At 62.2% G+C, this 22,078-nt stretch carries 20 protein-coding genes and 1 tRNA gene; 4 read left to right on the plus strand and 17 right to left on the minus strand.

Going from position 1 to position 22,078, the window contains the following annotated elements; all coding sequences use genetic code 11:
- Window positions 1-443 precede the first annotated feature (443 nt).
- The 3 genes from AACP62_RS03950 to AACP62_RS03960 all read left to right on the plus strand — a co-directional run bounded on the left by AACP62_RS03950 (window position 444) and on the right by AACP62_RS03960 (window position 4,033).
- Complete coding sequence (locus tag AACP62_RS03950) at window positions 444-1,442, plus strand: ADP-ribosylglycohydrolase family protein (RefSeq protein ID WP_339346550.1); 999 nt, start codon at window positions 444-446, stop codon at window positions 1,440-1,442.
- Between the two features lie 154 nt (window positions 1,443-1,596).
- The gene (locus AACP62_RS03955; protein WP_339346551.1) at window positions 1,597-3,063 is read left to right on the plus strand and encodes a purine-cytosine permease family protein; all 1,467 of its coding nucleotides are present in this window, start codon (window positions 1,597-1,599) and stop codon (window positions 3,061-3,063) included.
- Window positions 3,056-4,033 carry a PfkB family carbohydrate kinase gene (locus tag AACP62_RS03960; protein ID WP_339346552.1) on the plus strand — a complete coding sequence of 326 codons (978 nt, stop codon included), beginning with the start codon at window positions 3,056-3,058 and terminating at the stop codon, window positions 4,031-4,033. Before AACP62_RS03955 ends, AACP62_RS03960 begins: the two co-directional genes overlap by 8 nt.
- A 79-nt stretch (window positions 4,034-4,112) precedes the next feature.
- On the opposite strand, the gene AACP62_RS03965 is transcribed toward AACP62_RS03960, so the two are convergent.
- The 12 genes from AACP62_RS03965 to glyA all read right to left on the minus strand — a co-directional run bounded on the left by AACP62_RS03965 (window position 4,113) and on the right by glyA (window position 15,104).
- A complete protein-coding gene (locus tag AACP62_RS03965; RefSeq protein WP_339346553.1) occupies window positions 4,113-5,198 on the minus strand; it encodes a glycerol dehydrogenase in 1,086 nt (361 codons plus the stop codon).
- Between the two features lie 128 nt (window positions 5,199-5,326).
- Complete coding sequence (locus tag AACP62_RS03970; protein WP_339346554.1) at window positions 5,327-6,250, minus strand: hypothetical protein; 924 nt, start codon at window positions 6,248-6,250, stop codon at window positions 5,327-5,329.
- A 95-nt stretch (window positions 6,251-6,345) separates the two neighbouring features.
- Window positions 6,346-7,086: a histidine phosphatase family protein gene (locus AACP62_RS03975; RefSeq protein WP_339346555.1), complete on the minus strand. Its 741-nt coding sequence runs from the start codon at window positions 7,084-7,086 to the stop codon at window positions 6,346-6,348.
- A complete protein-coding gene (gene rsfS, locus AACP62_RS03980) occupies window positions 7,079-7,555 on the minus strand; it encodes a ribosome silencing factor (protein WP_339346556.1) in 477 nt (158 codons plus the stop codon). Before rsfS ends, AACP62_RS03975 begins: the two co-directional genes overlap by 8 nt.
- Window positions 7,556-7,590: 35 nt before the next feature.
- Window positions 7,591-8,973: a bifunctional UDP-N-acetylglucosamine diphosphorylase/glucosamine-1-phosphate N-acetyltransferase GlmU gene (gene glmU / locus AACP62_RS03985; protein WP_339347276.1), complete on the minus strand. Its 1,383-nt coding sequence runs from the start codon at window positions 8,971-8,973 to the stop codon at window positions 7,591-7,593.
- A 14-nt stretch (window positions 8,974-8,987) separates the two neighbouring features.
- On the minus strand, window positions 8,988-9,785 hold the full coding sequence (locus AACP62_RS03990) for an HAD-IIA family hydrolase (RefSeq protein ID WP_082069369.1): 798 nt from the start codon (window positions 9,783-9,785) through the stop codon (window positions 8,988-8,990).
- Window positions 9,786-9,852: 67 nt separating this feature from the next.
- A tRNA-Gln gene (locus AACP62_RS03995) sits at window positions 9,853-9,923 on the minus strand.
- Between the two features lie 81 nt (window positions 9,924-10,004).
- On the minus strand, window positions 10,005-11,021 hold the full coding sequence (locus tag AACP62_RS04000; protein WP_045935295.1) for a ribose-phosphate diphosphokinase: 1,017 nt from the start codon (window positions 11,019-11,021) through the stop codon (window positions 10,005-10,007).
- 103 nt (window positions 11,022-11,124) lie between these two features.
- A complete protein-coding gene (gene nadD / locus AACP62_RS04005) occupies window positions 11,125-11,805 on the minus strand; it encodes a nicotinate-nucleotide adenylyltransferase (protein ID WP_156149583.1) in 681 nt (226 codons plus the stop codon).
- 5 nt (window positions 11,806-11,810) lie between these two features.
- A complete protein-coding gene (locus AACP62_RS04010) occupies window positions 11,811-12,368 on the minus strand; it encodes a phosphoribosylglycinamide synthetase (protein ID WP_082069483.1) in 558 nt (185 codons plus the stop codon).
- The gene (locus AACP62_RS04015; protein ID WP_425332920.1) at window positions 12,365-13,678 is read right to left on the minus strand and encodes a glutamate-5-semialdehyde dehydrogenase; all 1,314 of its coding nucleotides are present in this window, start codon (window positions 13,676-13,678) and stop codon (window positions 12,365-12,367) included. The genes AACP62_RS04010 and AACP62_RS04015 overlap by 4 nt, the downstream gene beginning before the upstream one ends.
- Before the next feature lie 118 nt (window positions 13,679-13,796).
- The gene (glyA, locus tag AACP62_RS04020; RefSeq protein ID WP_339346564.1) at window positions 13,797-15,104 is read right to left on the minus strand and encodes a serine hydroxymethyltransferase; all 1,308 of its coding nucleotides are present in this window, start codon (window positions 15,102-15,104) and stop codon (window positions 13,797-13,799) included.
- Between the two features lie 202 nt (window positions 15,105-15,306).
- Here glyA and thrC point away from each other — a divergent pair, with 202 nt between their 5' ends.
- A complete protein-coding gene (gene thrC / locus AACP62_RS04025; protein ID WP_339346566.1) occupies window positions 15,307-16,788 on the plus strand; it encodes a threonine synthase in 1,482 nt (493 codons plus the stop codon).
- A gap of 17 nt (window positions 16,789-16,805) precedes the next feature.
- Here the strand turns inward: thrC and AACP62_RS04030 are convergent, their stop codons facing one another.
- From AACP62_RS04030 to AACP62_RS04050, 5 genes are all read right to left on the minus strand, one after another.
- On the minus strand, window positions 16,806-17,522 hold the full coding sequence (locus tag AACP62_RS04030; RefSeq protein WP_339346567.1) for an ABC-2 transporter permease: 717 nt from the start codon (window positions 17,520-17,522) through the stop codon (window positions 16,806-16,808).
- Window positions 17,519-18,475, minus strand: a complete 957-nt coding sequence (locus AACP62_RS04035) for an ABC transporter ATP-binding protein (protein WP_425332921.1) — start codon at window positions 18,473-18,475, stop codon at window positions 17,519-17,521. The genes AACP62_RS04030 and AACP62_RS04035 overlap by 4 nt, the downstream gene beginning before the upstream one ends.
- Window positions 18,476-18,497: 22 nt before the next feature.
- On the minus strand, window positions 18,498-18,905 hold the full coding sequence (locus AACP62_RS04040) for a GntR family transcriptional regulator (protein ID WP_339346570.1): 408 nt from the start codon (window positions 18,903-18,905) through the stop codon (window positions 18,498-18,500).
- Between the two features lie 449 nt (window positions 18,906-19,354).
- Window positions 19,355-21,127, minus strand: a complete 1,773-nt coding sequence (locus AACP62_RS04045; protein ID WP_339346572.1) for a DNA repair protein RecN — start codon at window positions 21,125-21,127, stop codon at window positions 19,355-19,357.
- On the minus strand, window positions 21,127-22,065 hold the full coding sequence (locus tag AACP62_RS04050; protein ID WP_029678944.1) for an NAD kinase: 939 nt from the start codon (window positions 22,063-22,065) through the stop codon (window positions 21,127-21,129). The genes AACP62_RS04045 and AACP62_RS04050 overlap by 1 nt, the downstream gene beginning before the upstream one ends.
- Between the last annotated feature and the right edge of the window lie 13 nt (window positions 22,066-22,078).

Raw genomic sequence — 22,078 nt, forward strand, 5'->3', positions numbered from 1 at the left:
ATCGAACAGGAACGGGCACCCCTGCAAGACCCCTATTAACAACCCGACCTATTAACAACCACCCAACACGCTTACAGCCACAAGGCCAAACCCCCAACATAAACAACGCGTTTAGTTCCTATAGCCCCGCAAACGCAGTTACGGTTCCAACCGGCAAACCCAGATGGGCCATCAACGGGCAATCCCATCCGATGGCCGTCCACACTCGATGGAGCCCACATCGCGATCAAGGCTTTGACCCTGGCATGTTTGCATTGTTTTTATCTACCGCTCCACAGAGGCGGACACGTTCGGATTCCTGACTCCATTGCGAATCAAGCCTGCTGCAATGGTTGCGCCGGCACTCTTCCAAGGACCTACAATGATTCTGATTAAAATTCTGCAAATCTATCGGCCGACAGATTGGTGGACCCATCGCAACGACTCCGGAGGCCTACACAACAATGACCAGAACTGAAAAGGGCGCACTTGGCGCGCTTACCGGGCTGTCCTTGGGGGACGCGCTGGGCATGCCCACGCAGAGCATGAGTCCAGCAGCCATCCATGAGGCCTACGGCAGAGTCGACACCCTTCGTGATGCCATTGCGGATCAGCCGATAGCTCCCGGTATGCCTGCGGGGGCTGTGACCGATGACACCGAGCAGGCGCTGATCGTGGCGGAACTGATCATCGATGGCAAGGGACACATCGATCCGAAAGAGTTCGCCAAGCGCCTTCTGGCCTGGGAGGACGATATGAAGTCGCGCGGATCGCTGGACTTGCTCGGGCCCTCCACCAAGCTGGCTCTGGAACAGGTTCGCCAGGGCGCAGACATCATGACCACGGGAAGGACCGGCACCACCAACGGGGCCGCCATGCGAGTCACCCCGGTAGGGATAGCCAACAGGCCCAAGGACACCAGGAGGCTCGCCAATCGCATCTACGAGTCCTGCCAGGTCACCCACGACACGGTCGCAGGCTTCCAAAGCGCAGCGTTGATCGCTACGACAGTCAGTCTGGGACTTGAGGGAATGACCGTTCGCCGGGCGTTGCAGGAGTCCCTGCGCCTGGTGCCCGCCATGGAGACCTCAGGGGCTTGGACCCCCAAGGCATCGGTTCCCGCACGGGCCCGCCAGGCAATACGGCTGTCTGAGGAATTCAGTGATGAGGGCGACTTCGAACGCCACCTGATTGAAGACTGCGGCACCTCGGTCGAATCCAATGAGTCTGTGGCAGCCGCCTTCGCCCTGGCCTGGAGGTTCTCCGACGATCCCCAATCGGCTCTGTTCGCCGCAGTCAACCTTGGTGGCGATACGGACACCATCGCTGCAATGACCGGCGCAATGACCGGCGCGAGTGCAGGTCCCGAGGCCTTTGACCCCACACTCTGTTCCCGGGTGGCTTCGGTATCTCACCTCGACCTGCAGAAAACCGCCCGTGGCCTGATTGCCCTAAGGCAGTAAAGCGCAAACCGACAAGACTGATTCCGTCAGGAACACAACAATGTAGAATCCAGCCCCCCCCCCAAGATTGCGGGGACCACACAGACCAGGCCAACTGCCAGAACAGCTGATCCATCGCTACATTCAGTACAACGTGAGTCAAAGGAGACAATCCATGTCAACTGCACCAAAAGAAGGCACCATCCTCTCCAGGGTTGAGCAAAGGGGCATCGAGCCTGTGCCCGAGGACCAGAGGAACGGGTCGCCCGGCCAGCTCTTCTGGGTCTGGTTCGCCGCCAACATCTCAATCCTGGGGATCCCTCTGGGAGCTACCCTGATCGCCCAGGGCCTCAACCTCTGGCAGGCCGTGCTCGCCACGACCATCGGGGCCTTCGGATCCTTCGCCCTGGTCGGCATCATATCCATAGCCGGCAGAAGGGGCGGCGCCCCCACGCTGACCCTGTCCCGGGCCATTTTCGGCGTCAGAGGCAATGCGGGCCCCACCCTGGTGGCCCTGCTGTCCAGACTGGGCTGGGAGACGGTGAACACCATGACCGGCGCCTTTGCGCTGCTCTCCCTGATCGCCATCATCTTCGGCACCTCGGCCGATGCCAGGCGCTCCCCCTTCCTGACCTTCGTCTGCATTGCCGTCTTCGTGGCCCTGACCGTGGTGGTCTCGGCCGCCGGTCACGCCTTCATTCTCACCGTGCAGAAGTGGGCCACCTGGATATTCGGCGCCCTCACCCTCCTGGTGGCCATCTATCTGGCCACGACCGTCGACTGGTCCTCCTTCATCGGCAATGCCCCCGGATCAGCCAGCGCCTTCCTTATCGGTGTCGGCACCATAGCCGCGGGGACGGGCATCGGCTGGGTCAACTCCGGCGCAGACATGGCCCGCTACCAGAAGACCTCGGTGAAATCCGGCTCTCTGGTCCTGACTGCAGCGGCCGGCGCCGGCATTCCACTGGTGGTCGTCATCGGCCTGGGGTCGGTCCTTACAGCTGGCAACTCCACCATTGCCTCCGCCGCCGATCCGGTCGCCGCGGTTCGAAGCGCCCTACCCGCCTGGGTCTCCATCCCCTATCTGATTGCCGCATTCGCCGGGCTGCTCATGTCCAACAACCTTTCCGTATATTCTGCCGGCCTGACCACCATCACCCTGGGCATCAGAATCCCCCGCGTCTATGCGGTCGTGGTCGACGTGGTGGTGACCACCTGCGGAGCCCTGTACTTCACGCTGGGTTCCGACGGGTTCTACGGCCCCTTCGTCACTTTCATCTCCCTGCTGGCAGTGCCTCTGAGCACCTGGGCAGGCATCTTCCTGTCAGACATGATCTTCCGCAAGCGCTACGATTCCGACGGCCTTCTGAACCTTCGAGCCGACTCCCCCTACTGGTACTGGCACGGCGTCAACCTCCCAGCCATCATCAGCTGGCTGCTCGGAATAGTCGTCGGCTTCCTGTTCGTGACGGCCCAGGTCTCCAAGGACGAGGTCTGGTTCTCGGGACCGCTGGCCGACAGCTTCCTGGGCAGGAACGGCCTGGCATGGCTGGTTTCCCTCCTGCTGGGAGGAATTCTCTACGCCATTCTGCACGTCCTCTCCGAGGATTCCATGGCGGTGAGGAGCAGTGGTGATGACTGAGCCAAGGATCCTCCATCTCGGTCAGGTGGTGGTTGACCTGAGCATGGACATCGACCATCTACCGGAGCGCGGAGGGGATATTTTCGCCAGGCGAAGCGCCATAAACGTCGGCGGCGGGTACAACGTGATTCGCGCAGCCAGGCAGATGGGGGCGCCGATAGCCTATATGGGGGCGATCGGCACAGGTCCGATGGCGGACATGGCCCGTGGGGCCCTTGCAGCCCTGCGGGTCCCCGCCCAGGGGCCTGTGCTGGATGACTGTGATACCGGATACTCGGTAGCCATGATCGAGCCCTCGGGCGAACGCACCTTTGTGTCGGCAAGGGGCGCAGAGACCCGCGTACCGGAGGGCACCTACGAAAGCATGGACCTGGTTCCCGGCGACGTCGTCTACCTGAGCGGGTATTCCTTCTGCCACAAGGACAACACCCGGAGCCTGGTCGGATTCGCACACCTACACCAGGGCGAAGGATTCCCTGTGCTCTTCGACCTGGGACCCATGGTGGCCGATATTGCACTGGATGTGCTTGATGCTGTCAACGGACTGCATCCGATCTGGTCACTGAATGAACGCGAGGGACCAATCCTGGCTCAGCGTCTGGAGTGCCGACCCGAAACCGGCAATGCAACCGAGCCGGAATCCGTCTGCCGTTCGCTCTCGCTGAAACTGGACAGTCCGGTGGTTCTCAGGGCCGGCGCCCGTGGTGCCTGGTACTGCCAACCCAAGGATGCAAGGCAGAGCCGATACATTCCGACCCCGCAGGTCCATGCCATAGACACCAACGGTGCCGGCGATGCACACTCGGGCGTCCTCTGTGCGGGCATCTTCCAGGGCCTGCCCATCGAAGAGGCGCTGACACTGGCCAACTGCGCAGGGGCCCTTTCCACCACGCAGCCAGGTCCAGCCACATGCCCAGATGAACAAGCCATACGAAAGGCTGCTGCCTCCCTGCAGGAGGGGCCAATGTAAACCAAGCTAAATACAGGCGACCGCCGACTGCATGCCGACGGCCACTTGGCAACCCACAGAGGGATCAGGACAGGAGAGCTCAGAGCTGCTTGCCCAGCTGATCGGCTGCGCGCAGAGCGTGAGCCACATCGGCAGGGGTCACGTCGAAGGGCATGTTGCCCATGGTCTCGTCAGGACCGCAGGCATGCTCGCCGACCTGGAGCAGATCCTCCTCGCTGGCCTGGCCGATGCCGATCTGCTCCAGGGATGTGGGCAGACCCACGCTACGGAAGAAGTCGTAGACCTGGCGGGTCTCCTCCAGGGGACGATCCTCAAGGACAAGCTGGGCCAGGGTGCCGAAGGCCACCTTCTCGCCATGCAGCATGGAGTGGGTGCCCTCCAGGGCGGTCATCCCATCATGAATGGCGTGGGCTGCAGCCAGGCCGGAGCTCTCGAAGCCTAGACCGCTCAGCAAGGTATTGGCCTCAATGATCTTCTCCAGGGCGGCTGTGCGCACACCGGCCTTGACGGCGGCCACGGCCTTGACGCCATCCTCCAGCAGGGTGTCGCGGCAGAGACGGGCCAGGGCGAAGGCGGCCATGGTGGCGTGTCCTCCGGTCATGGTCACGGCGTTCGACTGCACGCAGGCGGCCGCCTCATAGTATGTGGCGAAGGCATCGCCCAGCCCTGATACCAGGAAGCGCACCGGAGCCTTGGCGATGACGTCGGTATCCATAAGGACCACGTTGGGGTTGGCAGGCAGTGGCAGATAACGGTCGAAGACACCCCCAGGCGTGTAGAGCACGGACAGCCTTGAGCAAGGCGCATCCGATGAGGCTGCCGTGGGCACAATCATGACCGGCAGATGGGCGAAGTGGGCCACGGCCTTGGCAGTATCCAGGGTCTTGCCGCCGCCGATGCCAATCACTGCGTCGCTGCTGCCCAAACGGGCACGATGGCGGTCGATCTCCTCCATGGAGCACTCGCCGCCGAATTCCATCAGTTCGTAGGGGATCCCATCGTGCTCAAAGGAGGCGATGATGTCGTCGTGGTAGAGCCCGTCGATGACCGGATCGACGATCAGATGGGCGCCCTTGGTACCCAGAGCCGCGTATTCTCCAGCCAGCTTTCCCATGGCGCCCTCCTGCTGAACATAGGAGCCTGGAGAGCACAGAACCTTGCGCATATACACACCTTTCTCATTGCTGATCCCGCCTTCGGGACCAAATCCTTAGGGACGGGCCTCTTGGACCGCCCGAAAGTGACCCTAGTCACATTACATGGTGGGATGGGTGTGCCGCGCCGAACGGCAGGTCAGTTATGGGGAGATGGGCTGGTTGTGCTCGTCGGGGACGATTGTGGCGTAGGAGTCGTGCTGGAGGGACTGGGCGTGGAGCCGGTCGCGTCGGCAGACGGTGAAGGCGAGCTCGAGGGGTTCCCTCCCTGCTGCTGACCCTGCCCGGATCCGGATCCCTGTTCGCTGCCTTGGTTCTGATTCGACCCGGAGGGCTGGTTCTGAGGGGCACCGGGAGTCGCCTGATATTCAGGCTCCTCGGTGCGCCGCGCGGGCTTGGAGGGGGTCTCCTCCTCCTGGCTGGGGGTTACCACCTGGCTGGTCGGTGGGCTGACCACGTTACGAACCACCTTGTCGGTGCCTTCGCCCTTGGTCAGGGCATTGATGGCCAGGGCGGACAGCAGCACGGCCACCAGGGCGCTGACCACGGAGACGATGATGACATTGCGGCGGCGCTGATCCAGCTTCTTCTTGCTGGTTGCCGTAATGGAAGCCGTATGGGTTCGTGGACCATTGCTGGACGAAACGGTCCTGCCGGTCTTGGATGCCGACTTTTCGTCACCGACGGGAGGCATGACCTGCGTGGAACCATCTACCGGGGCCATGACCTTGGTTGATCCGTCGGGGGCATCGCCGGAATCGTCAGAACGACCCTTGCCCTGAGCCGGCAAGGTAGTGGTCTGCCCATCGGCGTCCGAATCAGTTTTGGAGTCGTCATCGTCCTGGTCGGCGCTGCCGACCACGGACTCCTGCAGCTTCTGGCCAGAGGCTTCCAGAACATTCTTGTAAATCTGCGAGGCCACGGCAGAGACAATGGAACCGATGGCCACGCCGATGATGGATCCAGCCACGCCGATCTTGGCGGCCAGCCAGAAGGAGGTCATGGCTGCAAGAGCGCCGGCGATGATCTGCGCCCAGGAAATGTCATGAAAGAACTGCTTCACTCCGACCCCTTTTGATCCTATGGCTGGTGGCTGCGCTCTTATGGTAGCTGGTCGTCATGGCGATACTGTGATGGTATGCCGACCGCCCATGAGCCTCAGTCGGTCTGGACCAGCCCCCGGGGATTGTCCCAGTCACCCCGCATGGCGATGGCCGGACCACGATTGTAATCGATCATGGACCAGCGTAGACCGCCATCCGGCAGATCGCGTGGCATCAATCGGGCCCAGTGGGCGTTACGCATGGTGACCAGGCCCAGGTACTCGGGATATGCGTTGGCCATGCCCAGTAGAGCCTGAAGGGCCTCAGCGATAAAGGAACCATGGGAGAAGACCATGAGATCAGTGTCCGGACCAGCCCGGTGAATCCACCGGTTCAGGGTTTCCAGACCTCGTTTGCCCACCTGGGCCTTGGTTTCAGCACCGTGGAGCAGCTCTCCCCCGGCACCCCGGGACCAGGATTCGTAATCCTCGGGCCAACGTTGACGGACCTCCTCGGCGCTGGCTCCCTCCCACTCACCGAAGCCCCGTTCACGCAGTCCGGGATCGAGATGGACCGTCTGGCCCAAGGGGTCGGCGAAGGCATGCGCGGTGGCGGCAGCCCGACCCAGGTCAGAGGAGACCACCAGCAGGTGACGGTCTTGAGGGGCGTCATCCACATACTCAGCCCGCAGCTCCTCGGCTGTCCTCTCCACCTGCCAGCGGCCTACGCTGTTGAGGGGGATGTCAATCTGGCCCTGCATCCGATGGCCCGCATTGTATGAAGTCTGCCCATGGCGGACCACGGTCATGGAGCGCACATGCCGTCCATCCTCGGCGGTGGTATCCGAATCAGTCATGGCTTTCCTGAGGGTCAGCGAAACGGCTGCGCAGATCATCCCCATTCAGATCGTCCGCCTTGGAGGCCACCTGGCCGTCCGGGTCATCAGCGGCAAGGGTGAAGGGGTGCTCCAGCTGCAGGTCCACCTGGGGGCAGTCCTTCCATAGCCGTTCCAGGTCGTAGTAGGCCCGGGCCTGCTTGTGCATGATGTGGATGACGAAGTCCCCGTAATCCAGCAGAACCCACTGGGCCTCCTGGACGCCCTCCCGCGAACGCGGATCCAGGTTCTTCTGCAGGTGGAGCTGCTTCTCCACTTCCTCGGCGATGGCCAGGACCTGACGTTCGTTGCTGCCGGTGGCCACCATGAAGATGTCGGTGATGGCGATGGGCTGGGAGACGTCGAAGGCCACGATGTCCATGGCCTTGACATTGTTGGCGGCCCGAGCGGCCACCCGGACCGCGTCGATGGATTCCTGCAATGCTGGCACTTGTCACGCCTTTCCTTGTTGTGAAGCAGATGCTGTCATGATTTCCGCTCCCAGGCGGGCTTCCAGTCCGGAACCTGGTGCTGATCGTTGGTGGAATAGACCATGGCTCCATCCTCGACCGGATGGCGGATGACCGATCCGGCCCCGGTGGTGACCCCGTCGCCCACCTGGACAGGAGCTACGAAGAGATTCCCTGCGCCCACGTGCACTTCCGATCCGATCTCGGTGCGGTTCTTGTGCACGCCGTCGTAGTTCGCCGTGATGGACCCGCCTCCCACGTTGCTGTCGTGGCCTATGTGGGCATCCCCCACATAGGAAAGGTGGGGCACCTTGGTCCCGTGGTCGATGGTGGCCTTCTTCATCTCCACGAAGGCCCCGGCCTTGGTGTCCTCGGCAAGGACGTTGCCGGCCCGCAGGTAGGTCCAGGGACCGATGTTGGCCCGGGCTCCGATCCGGGTCTCCTGCACGCGGGAACGTTCCACCTTGGCCTGCGGCTCGACGATGGCATCGATCAGGGTGGTATAGGGGCCGATGACCGCGTCCGAGGCAATCTCGGTATGACCCTGCAGGAAGCAACCGGGCAGAATGACGGCATCCTGCTGGATAACCACATCGTCCTCGATCCAGGTGGTGGACGGGTCCAGGATGGTCACCCCCTGGCGCATGAACTCTCGACAGACCCGCAGGTTATGGGCCTTGGCCAGATCGGCCAGCTGGATCCTATCGTTGACGCCTTCGACCTTGAGTGGATCAGGGGCAGCGAAGGCCCCGACCCTGCCCAGGCGGCGGGCTGTCTCCAAGGCATCTGTCAGATAAAACTCCCCCTGGGCATTGCTGTCGTCCAGACCGCGGACCGCCTGTCGCAACAGGTCAGCCTCGAAAACATAAACGGAGGTGTTGACCTCCTTGACGGCCAGCTCGGTGCCGGTGGCGTCACGCTGTTCGACGATGCGCAGGACCCGTCCATCCTGGTCACGTATGATGCGGCCGTATCCGGTGGGGTCGTCCAGATTGACCGTCAGCACCGTGGCCCCGTCGCCGGAGCTGACATGGTAGTCAAGCAGACTACGCAACGTGTCCGCATCCAGCAGGGGCATGTCCGAGGCAACGATCAGCACCTGGCCGTCGTGCCGAAGCTCCCCATCCAGCTGGTCTACCGCGCACTGGACCGCACGCCCCGTTCCCGGTCGGCTGTCCTGACGCACGATGCGCACCTGGGAATCATAAGAACGTGCAGCCTGCGCCACCAGGTCGGCCTGATGATGAACCACCACAGCCGTCAGCTCGGGATTGAGGGCGGTCACCGAAGTCATGACCCTCTGCAGGAAGGTCTTGCCGGCCAGGGTGTGCAGAACCTTGGGATGGGCCGAGTGCATGCGGGTACCCTCGCCTGCGGCCAGAATGATGCCAGCGGTCAGTGTCTGCCCGCCGCTCAAAACTCCACCACCCCGCTCTCGGCGATGTCGATCAGATCCTGAATGGAGTTCACCACCTGGTCCGGGCGGTAGGGGAAGGTCTCCACCTCGGATCGTGTGGTGATGCCGGTCAGCACCAGGAAAGTGTTCAGGCCGGCCTCGACTCCGGCCACCACGTCGGTGTCCATCCGGTCGCCGATCATGGCCGTGGTCTCGGAGTGGCCGCCCACCCTGTTCAGGGCCGTGCGGAACATGATTGGATTGGGCTTGCCCACAAAGTAGGGCTCCCGGTTGGTGGCCTTGGTCACCAGGGCCGCCACAGCGCCGGCTGCCGGCAGGACGCCGTTCTCGCTGGGGCCTGTGGCGTCCGGGTTGGTGCAGATGAAGCGGGCGCCGCCCAGAATCAGGCGGATGGCTGTGGTGATGGACTCAAAGGAGTAGGTCCGGGTCTCGCCCAGGATCACATAGTCCGGTTTGATGTCGGAAAGAATGAAGCCTGCCTCGTGCAGGGCCGTGGTCAGTCCGGCCTCGCCGATCACATAAGCCGATCCCCGTGGCATGGTCCGGGATACGAAGTCGGCAGTGGCCAGGGCCGAGGTCCAGATCCGATCCTCGGGCACGTCGATGCCCGAACGACCAAGGCGGGCTGAAAGGTCACGAGGGGTGTAGATGGGATTGTTGGTCAGCACCAGATATTGGCGGTTGTTGCGCTTGAGGGTGTCGATGAATTCGGCAGCTCCGGGCAGGGCCGTGTTCTCGTGCACCAGCACGCCGTCCATGTCGGTGAGCCAGGTTTCGATCTTCTTGACTGCCAAGACAGTTCCTTTCGGTTGGTCACCGACCCCAAGGAGGCCGTCTCCGACCGGAATCGGCGAGCGTAAGCTCCCCCACCTGGATTCGAACCAAGACTAAGGGTTCCAAAGACCCGTGTGCTGCCTTTACACCATGGGGGAAAGGCGGGACCCTGGGGCCCCGCCAGGTTCATTATGCCACAGCCGGACGATTACGCCACGCCATGCCGGGCAGGCGGGGCTTCAAGCGAAGAGGAAGCCCTGGCCGTGATGGGCCGGATAGGTGTCGAAGAGCCGTGCCACCGAGCCGTCCTCGAAGACCGCCTTGATGGCCGAGGCCAGCAGGGGCGCGATGGACAGCACGGTCAGGCCGTCCCAGCGCTTCTCCTGGGGAATGGGGACCGTGTCGGTCAGGATGACCTCCTTGGCCTTGCAGGACTTGAGCCGTTCCACGGCAGGTCCGGACATGACGCCATGGGTGGCCACGATGGTGATGGAGTTGGCGCCAGCCTCATCCAGCACGTTGCAGGCCTCGGCAATGGTGCCGCCGGTGTCAATCAGGTCGTCCACCAGCACGCAGTCCAGGCCGCGCACGTCGCCCACCACACGGTGGGCCACGGCCTTGTTGGGCTGGGTGATGTCACGGGTCTTGTGGATGAAGGCCAGGGGCACGCCTCCCAGGCGCTGGGCCCACTGCTCGGCCACCCGGATGCGGCCGGCATCCGGCGAGACCACAGCCACCTTGGACAGGTCCATCCTGTCACGTACATAGTCCACCAGCACAGGCATGGCGATCAGGTGGTCCACAGGCCCGTCGAAGAAGCCCTGGGACTGGGCGGCGTGCAGGTCGACCGACATGATCCGGTCCGCGCCAGCCGTCTTGAGCAGGTCGAACATGAGCCGGCAGGAGATGGGCTCGCGGCCCAGATGCTTCTTGTCCTGACGGGAGTAGCCCAGGAGCGGGCAGACTGCGGTGATGGACCGCGCCGAGGCCCTCTTGAGGGCGTCGATCATGATCAGCTGTTCCATGATGGACTTGTTGACCGGGTCGGAGTGGGTCTGCAGGACGAAGACATCGGCTCCACGCACCGACTCCGTATAACGCACATACATCTCGCCGTTGGCAAAGTCGTAGGCTGTCGTCTCGAGGACGTCAATGCCGAGTTGATCGGCCACGTCCGCCGCGAGTCTGGGATGGGCCCGGCCTGTGACAAGTATGAGATTTTTTCCTGGTCTGCCTTTGAGTATCGCGCTCACCATATCTCCAAACGTTGTTTTCGCTGAAGCGGACAGCCCCCATAATAATGGCGCGCGCTGACACAGCCGGACAGTCCGTGTTGGCGAGTCCGACGGTATGCGAAGCTCAGGAAGCAGAGCGATAGAGCCCGTGCTTGTTGATGTACTGCACCACCCCGTCCGGGACCAGGTACCAGACCGGCATGCCCCGGGCCGAACGACGCCGCACGTCCGTGGACGAGATGGACAGGGCCGGAATCTCCAGGGTATCCACCCGCTGGGCAGGCACCTGAAGGTCGTCCAGGCTGGAGGAGTAGCCGGGTCGGGAGACGGCCACGAACTTGGCCAGATCCCACATCCGGTTGGCATCCTTCCAGCGCATGATCTCGGCCACAGCGTCCGCCCCGGTGATGAAGAAGAGGTCGCTGTCGGGGCGCATGCGCTTGATGTCGCGCAGGGTGTCCACGGTATAGGTGATGCCAGGACGCTCGATGTCCACCCGGGAGACCGTGAACTTGGGGTTGGAGGCCGTGGCGATCACGGTCATCAGATAGCGGTCCTCGGCATTGGTCACCGTCTTGTTCAGTTTGAAGGCCGGGCGGCCGGTGGGCACAAAGATGACCTCATCCAGGTCGTAGACCCAGGCCACCTCCGAGGCAGCCACCAAGTGGCCATTGTGAATGGGGTCGAAAGTGCCGCCCATGATCCCCACCCGGGGTCGGCGGTTATGGTGGGCAGGCCTACAGGACCCGTCAATTTCCGATGGCTCCTGCCCGGTTTCTCCCTCCTTGGACAGTTCAGACATCATCCGGTTCACGCCTGCTCGCCCTCCCGTCTGGCTTCCGAGGCGTTCTCCTCGTTCTCGGACTCGGCCTCCTGGCGCATCTGCTCGGCGCTGGGGTTGACCCGGTCAGGATCGATCCGCTCCATGTCGGCATTCCACTCCTCCTGGACCACGCGACGGATTTCGGAGTAGGTGGGCAGGGGGAAGCCCGGCTGGTAGGCCCGACGGACCTGGGCCACGCATCCGGTGATGGCTACCAATGAATCGGACAGGTCGGCGATGCGACCCTCCTGCTCCTGTTTGCGGAAGACCGGCACACGCTCCTCCATGACGGTGATGTCGTGCCTGACCTGGTTGAGCTGGTCCTGATCCAAGTCATGCACATCATCGGCATGTTCATCAGGCCAGCCAATCAGGACCGCATCGGCGTACTCCAGGCAGGAACGCTGGTCCGCATCCGGGATGCCGTCCTCGATTTGGACCAGAAAGACGTACCGCAGCAGGCTCAGCCGCTCTGAAGCCACCCTCAGCCAGATACGCGGATTGTCGTGCTCGCGTTGGAAGAGCTCTTCGATCTTCTCGTTCACGGCCGCACCTGCCCCCTGCCGTAGCCGATCCATTTGGTGGTGGTAAGCTCCTGCAGGCCCATGGGTCCTCGGGCATGCAGCTTCTGGGTGGAGATGCCCAGCTCCGCGCCCATGCCGAACATGCCACCATCGGTGAATCTGGTTGAGGCATTGACCATGATCACAGCCGAATCCACCCGGCGGGAGAACTCCTCCACAGCCTCGTAGTCCCGGGCCAGGATGGCCTCGGTATGGCCGGTGGAGTGACGGTTGATGTGCTCGATGGCCCGGTCAAGGGAGTCCACCACACGTACCCCCATCTTCAAGTCCAGATACTCACGATCCCAGTCATCCTCTTCTGCGCGGACCAGCAGTTCTTCGGGCAGACCATGTCCGGCAAGGATGTCCATGGAGACCGCGTCCAGGTGCAGCTCGACCTGGGCCCGGGTCAGCGCTTGCGCCACACGTGGCAGGAATTCAGCGGCCACATCCCGGTGGACGATCAGTTTTTCGGCGGCGTTGCAGACACCCACCCGCTGGGTCTTGGCGTTGACGATGATGGGGATGGCCTGATCCATGTCCACCGAGCGGTCCACGTATATATGGACATTGCCGGCACCGGTCTCGATGGTGGGCACGGTGGCCTGCTCAATTACGCTGCGAATCAGCCCCCGGCCACCCCTGGGCACCAGCAGATCGATATGACCGCGCGCCTTCATCAGAGCCTGGGCCCCCTCGCGACCGTATCGGTCCACGGAAGCCACCAGAGCCGGATCCAGCCCCTGCTCACGAAGCACCCCGCCTATCAGCTCCACCAGGGCGCGATTGGTGCGTTCGGCCGCATGACCCCCTCGCAGGAGGGCCGCATTGCCGGACTTGAGGCAGAGGGCCACCACATCGATGGTGACATTGGGCCGGGCCTCGTAGATCATGGCCACCACGCCCAAGGGGACCCGCACCTGATTGAGCCGCATGCCGTTGGGCATGTCATGGCCGCGAACCACCTCGCCCAGGGGATCAGTCAGCCCGGCCACCATACGCACGCCCCGGGCGGCATCCGCGATGCGAACCTTATCCAAGCGCAGACGGTCAATCAGTCCGGCGCTCATTCCTTCTTCAAAAGCCTGGGTGCAGTCCTGCTCATTGACCGCGGCAATCTGATCGGCCTGATCGATCAGGGCATCGGCCAGGGCCAGCAAGAGGGCATTCCTGGCCTGGCCGGTCATGCCTGCCAGACCTGCCTGTGCAGCAGCCGCCGCATCGGCCATGGCGCAGACCTGGTTGAACACATCCTGACGATCGGAGTTCTCGTTTTCGCTCATGTTCGTCAGATCCTTTCGCCCTCAAGGGTCCGCCAGACCCATATTCTGTACCGATTGTAACCCTCAGCGAGGGCAATGACGACAGGAGGGGGAGGGCATTGCCGCGCCTCCCACCTCCAAGGGCCGATCAGTGGGTCTGGTCCAGCTCAGGATAAAGCGGGAAGGTCTCGACCAGCCGGTCCACCCGGGCCTTGAGGGCATCCAGATCCGCCTGGGGGCCCTGGGCCAGCGCAGTGCCGATCACGTCCGCCACCTCCTCGTACTGGGCCGGGCCGAATCCGCGAGTGGCCAGGGCGGAGGTCCCGATCCGCAGACCGGAGGCCACGGAGGCCGGGCGCGGATCGAAGGGCACAGTATTGCGGTTGACGGTGATGCCGATCCTGGCCAGCAGGTCCTCCCCCTGACGGCCGTCCATCTCGCTGTTGCGCAGATCCACCATGACCAGGTGGACATCCGTACCTCCAGTGAGCACGGTGATGCCGTTGTCGGCCACATCCTTGGCCATCAGACGCTCGGCCAGAATCTTGGCGCCCTCCAGGGTGCGCTCCATCCGTTCCTTGAATTCAGGCGTGCCGGCCAGCTTGAAGGCCACAGCCTTGGCGGCGATCACATGCATGAGCGGGCCGCCCTGGTTGCCGGGGAAGACCGAGGAGTTGAGCTTCTTGGCATACTCCTGACGGGCCAGGATGAACCCTGACCGGGGTCCGCCCAGGGTCTTGTGGGCCGTGGAGGAGACCACATCGGCATAGGGCACCGGGCTGGGGTGCAGACCGGCCGCAACCATGCCGGCGAAGTGGGCCATATCCACCCAGAACTTGGCCCCCACCTCATCGGCGATCTCCTTCATGGCTGCAAAGTCCTCAATGCGCGGATAGGCGCTCCACCCGCCGATGATCAGGGCCGGATGGGTCTCCAGCGCCCGCTGGCGGATGATCTCGGGCTCGATGCGGAAGGTGTCCGGATCGACCCCGTAGGATTCAGCATGGTAAAAGCGTCCGGAGAAGTTGATCTTCATACCGTGGGTCAGGTGGCCGCCATGGTCCAGGGCCAGGCCCAGCACGGTGTCGCCGGGCTTGATCAGCGCCTGGTAGACGGCGGCGTTGGCCTGGGCGCCCGAATGCGGTTGGACGTTGGCATATTCGGCGCCGAACAGGGCCTTGGCGCGGTCCCGGGCCAGGTTCTCGACCTGGTCCACCCACTCGCATCCGCCGTAGTAGCGTCTGCCGGGATAGCCCTCGGCGTACTTGTTGGTCAGCACGGATCCCTGGGCCTGCAGGACGGCCTTGGGCACGAAGTTCTCAGAGGCGATCATCTCCAGACCGCCGCGCTGACGCTCCAACTCCCCATCCAGCAGTGCGGCGATCTCCGGATCCACCTGCGAGATCGAAGAGTTCAGGACATCGTAGGATTGCTGTACCGGGTTCTCTTCGACCATGGGTCGCTCCTTTGTCTTTGACATACAGCCTCGGATACAGGGCTGGTGGGCAATACTGTACGCCATGCCGGCCCCTGGCAAGCCCTGACGTCCATGGACGGTTTCATCCGCGAGCCGAGCAGTGCAATGGTTCGGACCCCTGCGCGGGGTAGAATGCCCTGGTAATGATCAGTTCGGCGACATGGCGGAGGGGCAGGCAACCATGAGCACATACCACAGCACCCGAGGCGGCAAGGAGCAGCTGCAGTCCAAGCAGGCCATCAGACGAGGCCTGGCCTCTGACGGCGGACTCTACGTCAGCGATGGACTGGACGCACTGACCATCGACCCTGCCACGGTTGCCGGCCTGGACTACAAGGGCACGGCCAAACTGGTCCTTTCGGGACTGCTGAGCGATTACTCTTCCGCTCAGCTGGACTCCTGCCTGGACGCAGCCTACGGAGAGCAGTGGTCCGATCCGGCAATCACCCCTCTGGTGGACCTGGGCGGCAACGACTTCGCACTGGAGCTCTTCCGCGGGCCCACCTCGGCCTTCAAGGATGTGGCCTTGCAGCTTCTGCCGAGACTGATGGCCCTGGCCGGGGAGGATGGCGAACGGATCATGGTGCTTACGGCCACCTCCGGAGACACGGGCAAGGCGGCGCTGGCCGGTTTCGCAGACGCGCCGGGCACGGGCATCACCGTCTTCTACCCTCAAGGCAAGGTCAGTCAGATCCAGCGCCTGCAGATGGTCACCCAGGAGGGCGGCAACCTGCAGGTCTGCGCGGTTCGGGGCAATTTCGACGATGCCCAGTCCGCAGTCAAGTCCATCTTCGCCGACGCGGACCTGGCTTGTGAGCTGGACGAGAAGGCCTCAACCGTTCTCTCGTCGGCCAACTCCATCAATGTGGGCCGCCTGGCCCCGCAGGTCGTCTACTACTTCCGGGCCTACGGGTCCCTGATGGAACGGGGGGTGATCAGACCTGGGGATCCGGTCGAGTTCTGCGTGCCCACCGGCAACTTCGGCGATGTGCTGGCCGGATACTACGCCAAGATGATGGGCCTTCCGGTGGCCCGCCTGACCGTGGCCTCGGACCGCAACCGGGTCCTCAACGACTTCCTGACCACAGGCATCTATGACCGCAACCGCCCCTTCTACACCACCACCTCCCCCAGCATGGACATCCTGATCTCCTCCAACCTGGAGCGGATGCTCTACTACATGGCCGACGGCGACACCGAACTGATTGCCTCGCTTATGGCCGACCTGGAGTCCACAGGACGCTACCAGGTGCCCGAAGCCCTGCTGACCAGAATCCGCGGGCTCTTCTCCTGCGGCTGGGCCGACGAGGACCAGGTGGCCTCAGCCATCAGCGGCTGCTGGGAGGACCGTGGATACCTGATCGATCCGCACACGGCCTGCGGCTACCAGGTCATGACCGGGCAGACCGACAGGGATCCTGCCGTACCCCGGGTGCTGCTGTCCACGGCCAGCCCCTACAAGTTCCCCCGGGTGGTCTGCCAATCCCTGGGTCTGGAGACCCCGGACAGCGATTTCGGCTGCATGGACATCCTGGCCGAGGCCACCAACACCAGGCCTCCCAAGGCTCTGCGCGCCCTGGAAAGCGCACCTGTGCGCTTTCAGGACTGCATCGATCCCAGGGAGATGTCCGACTACGTCCGCCACGCGGTCATGCAGTCCTGAAACTTGGACAAATTGGCTCAGATCTCCTTCCTGGCATAGACCTTGCGAGATATGACTATCGAAACCATATCAACCGCCAGAATCAAAGCCAGCCCGAGGACCATCGGCCGCCACAGGTCGGAAGTCAAAGATCGCATGATTGAATTCCAGAAGGTCCCCCAGTCCAAGGGCAGCAAACTGCCGATGAGGGCCATGATTGGTACCAAACCAAGAAGCGCCAGGAAGACTATCATTGCCTTAACTGGTTCCAGCCAATAAAACAAGGGTGTAGCTACTGCAAAAAGCAACGATTCCAACAGGAACAACCCCAAAGCAAACAAGACAGTGTCGCGCCAATGGTCCTGACCATGCAAAAATGAATCAGTAGCGTAGAAGAAGAATATTGCATAGCCGCAAGATTGAACTAGGATCAGCAGAATTACAGTAGCATAACGTCCAAATACCTGGTGATCACGTGTTATGGGCAGCAGACCATTCAAACGAATTGCCGTACTGTTGAAATCGACGAACATACCGAATACCAGGCCTACAAGCAGCCCGATCCCCATGCTGGTTACTGCCCCCGTCAACGCAGTCCGTGCATCTTCCCCGTCATTGCCTGTCAAGACCATGACTAAGTTCAACAGGATTCCGATGAGGGGCACGGACATGAAAATCAGCACACCGACCCAAGTTCTCCCTGCTCCTGAGAAACGTTGCATGTCCAACCTGATCTGCTTGGCTATCGCCTTCATGACTCCACCTCCTTATTCCTGTCGGCTGCTACAGGTGAGCCTGCGGTCAGTCTGATGATGTTGTCAAAGTCGGCCCGCTCCACAAGGTAGCGGCCATCCGAAGGCTCCACGGCGGCAGGGAAAGCCGATGCCAGAAAATCCTTCAAGTGTTCAGTGGGCACCAAAGCCTCGAAACCAGTGGCGGAACGCTGCAAGCCCATCAGATGCGGCATTTGTTCTCTAGCCAGATCGTCCGGCCCTCCTCTCACTATCTGAAAAGCCTCCATCAGCTCGTCCTTAGGACCGGTGTAGAAGACAGACCCTCGATTGATGTAGGTAACGAAATCAGCCACCCGTTCAAGATCCGCGGTGATGTGCGTGGAGAAAAGCACCGAGTGACGACCGTCGCCGATGTAGTCCAGCAGAATATCCATGAGCTCGTCCCTGGCCAGGACATCCAGACCACTGGTGGGCTCATCCAGAATCAAGAGCCTTGCATCGTGGCTGAGGGCGACGGCCAGCATCAGTTTCATCTGCATGCCACGGGAGAGCTTGCCGATTTTGCGGTTTTCCTGCAGACCGAACCGACGCAGATAGTCCTGATAGCGATCACTGTTCCAAGAGGGATACATGGGTGCCATCACTGGCTCGACGGCCTTGACCTTCCATGTCTCCAGGAAATAAATGGAATCGAATACCACGCCCAAGTCTGCTTTGACCTCTTCCTCCTGGTTCAAGGGATCACGGCCCAAAATGCTGATTTCTCCGCTGTCTCGATGGGTCATGTTCAGCAAGAGCCGGATCAGGGTGGATTTGCCTGCGCCGTTGGGGCCTATCAATCCCATGATGTAGCCCATGGGCAGGTCCATGGTGACCTGCTGCAGGCGGAAACCCGTGCCGTCAGCCTTGACGTAGCTTTTCCCCAGGTCACTGACGCGCAGGGCATAGTCGACCCCTTCAACAGAAGTAGTCATCGGCGGTGATGCACACATGCTGCTATTCCTTTCCTTCTTCGGTCATTGGTGCAGGACCCTTGCCGCCCAGCAGGCCGTCGAGCATGCCGCGAATCCGGTCCGGCTCCATGTCGGCCCGACGAGCCGTATCGACCGCCTCGCCCAGCAGGGACTGCACGCGGTCCTCCAGATGCTGCCGCATGACCTGGTCGCCGCTGTCGGCCACGAAGGTCCCCTTGCCCTGAATGTTCTCCACCAAGCCCTCTTGGGCGAGTTCGGTATAGGCGCGGGTCACAGTCAGCACGGACACCCTGAGTTCCTGCGAGAGATGACGCAGGGAAGGCAGTCCCTCCCCCGCTTTCAGGTCTCCGATCAGGATGGCCGAACGTATCTGGTCCTCGAGCTGCCGGTAAATCGGCTGTCCGGACAGGGATGAGATGATCAGCTTCATCCAAGCCCCTTTCATTGATTGTCGGTACAACCCTGGCTGAGCTGTGCCGGTGTTCATATATACACTATAACAGTTCGGTTATGAAGACAACCCAACCGCTGATTTTCCAAGGATCTACGAACATGATTCGAGAACTGATAGATACGGCCCTATAGTGCTGAAATTCCGGCCGACCAGAATTTCGGACAAAATCCATTTGGACGAGGTCATCGCCGCATTGTTCATGTAAAAGGCGGATACAGTGTCATCAACGAAAATCCGGCATGGTCGTTGCCGCACGGCCATCTACACCGATTGCCTGCTGTTGAATCGTAAGAATGAAGAGCAGCAGAAGCACGGATGTCGAGCATGCATCAGCACGACCACAAAAGGCAGCAAAGTCGCCAAAACTTGCCAAAGTCGTTGAATCGACGGACTTCGGCACCACGAAGTTCAGAGGACAACCAGACCTATCGGGTCTGGAGTCTGCTGGAGGACAGAAGCTCTCGGGCGTGCTTTAGGGAGGTTGCGGACTCGCTGCCGGCCAGCATCCGGGCGATCTCCCGCTCTCTGTCTTTGCCTTCCACCTGGTGGACCAGGGTTTCTACGGCATCGCCGCCCTCCCGGCCCTTGGCCACGACGAATTGTCGATCGGCCCAGGAAGCTACCTGTGGCAGATGGGTGACCACAATCACCTGGGCGGTGACAGCCAGCCGGGCCAGACGACGACCAAGCTCCACAGCAGCCCGTCCGCCGACACCAGCATCCACCTCGTCGAAGATGAAGGTCATGGTCGGACCGCCAACCTGAGAATCTAAGCCAGTATGCCCATGGCCAGTCCCGTCAGGTCCTGATGAGGTCCGGCCTTCGGCGGCCACCAGCTCCAGAGCCAGCATGAGACGGCTGAGTTCTCCGCCCGAGGCGCTCTTGCCCATGGGCAGCAGGTCCGAACCTGGATACGGCCTGAAGAGAAAGTCGATCTGGTCCAGACCATGCGCATCCATAGCCTGGTTCTGGCGCGGCCTGACGCGAATCTCAAGCCCAGCGCCCGCCATGGCCAGGGAGCGCAATTCGCCATCGACAAGATCGCTCAGTCGTCTTGCAGCTTTGGCTCGTGACGCAGACAGATTCCGTGCGGCCTTCAAGGCGCTTCCGCGAAGCTGCTCAACCTGACCTTGAAGCTCCTCCAACTTCTCAGGTGAGGCATCCATGTCCTCAAGTTCGAATGCAGCCTTTTTGCGCCAAGCCAGAACGTCGTCGATGTCCGGTCCCCAGCGTCGGGTCAGCTCATCGAGATCGTGAATGCGAGCATTGATCTTGTCCAGATCGCCCTCCTGGCCTTCGTCGTCCAGCTGGCTGCTCAGGGTGAAGACCAGGTCAGACAGGTCGGCATTCAGCGCGCGCAGCCGCTGGGCCGACTCCTGAAAGACCCCCTCCACACCGATGCCCTCCAGGGCAGCAATGGCTCTTTCGACCAGAGCCGTAGCCGATGGTGCGTCAGCATCGGGGTCGATCTGACCGGAGTCCAGGGCGGACAGTGCGGACATGACCCCCTGACTGATTTGGGCAGCGTACTCGATCCTGTCCCGCTGTGCTTTGAGTTCACGATCCTCGCCGGAATGGGGGTCGACCCGGTCGATCCGGGCGATGGATTCGCGAAGATAATCAGCTTGGGCCATAGCGCCGGACTGCTGGTTACGCAGCTCCTCCAGATGGTCCTGGGCCTGTCGGTACTGCCTGAAGGCCTTGGAAAAAGCCTCCAGCTGCGGGCTATCACCGGCATAGGCATCCAGAAATTCGCGCTGCCGGGCCGGACTGGCCATACGCATCTGATCCGCCTGCCCATGGACGGTGACCAGCATTCCAGCCACCTCCTCCAGCAAGCCACGAGGTGCCGTCCTGCCGTTCAGAGCGGCACGGGAACGCCCCTTGACCGGCATGGTTCGGGCCAGGAAGATCTGCCCCTCATCCTCCAAGGGCAGACCAGCCTCGGTGATGGCAGCGGTCACTGGATTCTCAGCTCCTGCCGCTCCAGCATCGAAAATCCCCTGCACCCAGGACTCACGGGCTCCAGGCGACACCAGTTGGGGGCGGGCAGTGGACCCCGAGATCAGCCTGATGGCGTTGAGCAGCATGGACTTGCCAGCCCCGGTCTCCCCGGTGATGGCCGTCATGCCGGCGGCGGGCCGCAACAGGGCGTGATGGATGGGACCCAGGTCTCGTACTTCCAGCTCTTCCAACATCAGTGCTCCTTGTTCGACTCTGACGGCTCCCCCTGGTCCTGCCCATTCGCAGCCGCCGAGGGGCGATGCTGCTCCCTCCAGCCGACCACAGGCAGATCGAACTTGGAGACCAGCCGTCTGGTGAAGGGCACTCCCGACAGCCTGGCCAGCCTCAGGATGTCGTGGGACTGCCGCACCACGATGCGGGACCGCTTGGGCACAGGCCGTTGGCGGCGCCCGTCATTACAGATCCAGCCAGCCGACTGTGAATCACCCAGAATATCCAGAGTGAACTGCGACTTTGGGCCGATAATCAGGGACCGGGCGAAGAGGGCGTGAGCAGCTATGGGCACCATCTGCAGCGACTGCGCATCCGGCCAGACGATGGGTCCGCCCACCGAAAAGGCATAGGCTGTCGATCCGGTCGGGGTAGCCACAATCATGCCGTCACAGCCAAAGGAGCTCATCTCCACATCGTCCACTCTGACCGATACCTCGATCATCTTGCCCCGATCATATCGTTCCAGGGTCATGTCGTTGAGAGCCCAGTCGCTCAGTGGTCGATCGGCCCCGGGTATCCACAGGTCCACATGGGCCACCATGCGCTCGTCGATGGAGTAGTCATGATCGGCCACCCGGCGAATGGCCTCCCCTATCTGGAAGCTCTCGAATTCCGCCAGGAACCCCACATGACCCAGATTGACCCCCAGGATGGGCACCTCGGTGCCCTTGACCAACTCCGCAGCCCGCAGAATTGTCCCGTCGCCACCCAGAACGATGACGATCTCGGTGTCATCGGCCACCTTCTGGCTGGGGCTGCCGAATTCCGGGGCGGCAATGTTGTCGACAATCGAGACGCGAAATCCGTCCCGGCGCAGCTGCTCCTCGACCTCGTCCACCAGGTGGCCGCTTGCCCGGACCCGGCTGTGCGTGACCACGACAGCGCTACGAGCACCCATGGGGCCTCCCTTC

The organism is Bifidobacterium apis (genome assembly GCF_036986835.1).
GTDB classification, from domain to species: Bacteria; Actinomycetota; Actinomycetes; order Actinomycetales; family Bifidobacteriaceae; genus Bombiscardovia; species Bombiscardovia apis_A.

What these genes read in the sequence shown, in the direction of transcription:
- AACP62_RS04040 (WP_339346570.1), bottom strand. Translation starts at nt 18,905, where the DNA reads ATGAAGCTGATCATCTCATCCCTGTCCGGACAGCCGATTTACCGGCAG.
- AACP62_RS03955 (WP_339346551.1), top strand. Translation starts at nt 1,597, where the DNA reads ATGTCAACTGCACCAAAAGAAGGCACCATCCTCTCCAGGGTTGAGCAA.
- AACP62_RS04000 (WP_045935295.1), bottom strand. Translation starts at nt 11,021, where the DNA reads ATGGTGAGCGCGATACTCAAAGGCAGACCAGGAAAAAATCTCATACTT.
- AACP62_RS04050 (WP_029678944.1), bottom strand. Translation starts at nt 22,065, where the DNA reads ATGGGTGCTCGTAGCGCTGTCGTGGTCACGCACAGCCGGGTCCGGGCA.
- nadD (WP_156149583.1), bottom strand. Translation starts at nt 11,805, where the DNA reads ATGATGTCTGAACTGTCCAAGGAGGGAGAAACCGGGCAGGAGCCATCG.
- AACP62_RS04045 (WP_339346572.1), bottom strand. Translation starts at nt 21,127, where the DNA reads ATGTTGGAAGAGCTGGAAGTACGAGACCTGGGTCCCATCCATCACGCC.
- AACP62_RS03975 (WP_339346555.1), bottom strand. Translation starts at nt 7,086, where the DNA reads ATGACTGATTCGGATACCACCGCCGAGGATGGACGGCATGTGCGCTCC.
- AACP62_RS03960 (WP_339346552.1), top strand. Translation starts at nt 3,056, where the DNA reads ATGACTGAGCCAAGGATCCTCCATCTCGGTCAGGTGGTGGTTGACCTG.
- AACP62_RS04035 (WP_425332921.1), bottom strand. Translation starts at nt 18,475, where the DNA reads ATGACTACTTCTGTTGAAGGGGTCGACTATGCCCTGCGCGTCAGTGAC.
- AACP62_RS03965 (WP_339346553.1), bottom strand. Translation starts at nt 5,198, where the DNA reads ATGCGCAAGGTTCTGTGCTCTCCAGGCTCCTATGTTCAGCAGGAGGGC.
- AACP62_RS03950 (WP_339346550.1), top strand. Translation starts at nt 444, where the DNA reads ATGACCAGAACTGAAAAGGGCGCACTTGGCGCGCTTACCGGGCTGTCC.
- AACP62_RS04030 (WP_339346567.1), bottom strand. Translation starts at nt 17,522, where the DNA reads ATGAAGGCGATAGCCAAGCAGATCAGGTTGGACATGCAACGTTTCTCA.
- glyA (WP_339346564.1), bottom strand. Translation starts at nt 15,104, where the DNA reads ATGGTCGAAGAGAACCCGGTACAGCAATCCTACGATGTCCTGAACTCT.
- thrC (WP_339346566.1), top strand. Translation starts at nt 15,307, where the DNA reads ATGAGCACATACCACAGCACCCGAGGCGGCAAGGAGCAGCTGCAGTCC.